Source organism: Gordonibacter sp. (assembly GCF_036667095.1).
Classification (GTDB): Bacteria; Actinomycetota; Coriobacteriia; order Coriobacteriales; family Eggerthellaceae; genus Gordonibacter.
The window spans coordinates 1-1,049 of record NZ_JAVWUP010000389.1 but is presented as its reverse complement, the minus strand read 5'-3'; the positions used below and the strand labels follow the sequence as shown (position 1 = coordinate 1,049).

1 protein-coding gene and 1 pseudogene are annotated in these 1,049 nt (G+C 60.8%); one reads left to right on the top strand and one right to left on the bottom strand.

From position 1 onward, the window contains the following. Positions 1 to 475: pseudogene (locus RR842_RS14825) on the top strand (hypothetical protein); the annotation flags it as partial. A 391-nt stretch (positions 476 to 866) separates the two neighbouring features. Here the strand turns inward: RR842_RS14825 and RR842_RS14820 are convergent. Next, the coding region (locus RR842_RS14820; protein ID WP_332730338.1) for a hypothetical protein at positions 867 to 1,049 on the bottom strand (183 nt) is incomplete at its 5' end.

Below are 1,049 nucleotides of genomic sequence, written 5' to 3'. Positions count from 1 at the left end.
AATGGAGACAACTATGGGTTCTACCCGCCCAGAACTCGACTCCTACCATCGTAAGTGCGACTTCGAACTGACCCCGGAACCGGAGGGCGCCGTGGACGAGCCGCAAGGCACCCTCCGGTTCGTCATACGGCTTCTGATCAAGGAAAAAGACGAGTATGTGCGCGGCGAGGCGGGTTTTTTCACCGACGAAGCCAGCATCCGAACCGGACGCACGATGCAGGAGATAGCGCAAGGGGCAAGCGAGCGTCTGACGCGCAATCCCTTTCACGAGGCCAACGTGCAGCTCGCCAAACTGGTCGATCGGGTTCCTCCCGGCGACGAGTGGCTCTACGAGGTGAAGTACGACGGCAACCGTGCGTTTGCCTACCTCGAAGAGAACAGCGCGAGGCTGGCAAGCCGCAACGGTCTGGACTACACCGACCGCTTCCCCACTCTCGCAGCATCCCTGGCTGGCCGAAAATGCTTGCATCGTTGATGCAAACCGTACCAGCAGACCTGCGTTACAGCAAACATGTCGAAGGGCACGGGCGGGACAGCCTTCAGGCGGCATGCGATCTTCACTTGGAGGGTATCGTAGGTATACCGGAAGCACCCCGGATCGGCAGGCAAGGCGGTGATTCCCTTTCGCGTTGCCGGCAACGACAGGGAGCCCGAGGAATACTTCTACCTCAACAGCACGGCCGGGCTGGTTTCCGAAGCGCAGAGGGATACGTTGGAGTTCCACGTATGAGAAAACCGCATCGATTCGCAAGATATTCATCGACTGGATAAGGAACGGGCGCGGTGCCACAAGCGTCGTCCCCCGCTCTTTGCGCGCACGAGAAGGGGCGCCGGTGGCCATGCCGATAGCCCTGGGACGAGCTGGATCAGGTGGCGCCTGGCGACATCCGCATGGCCGACACGCTCGCCCGCATGGCCGACGACAATCCCTGGAGCGGATTTTCAAGGTCGAACAGACACTCAAGGAAGAGGATGCGACAGAGCGGTAGGGCGGCAGAGCGGTAGGGCGGACTTTCCCACGGCAAAACCGCAGCACAAGGCGATGAGAC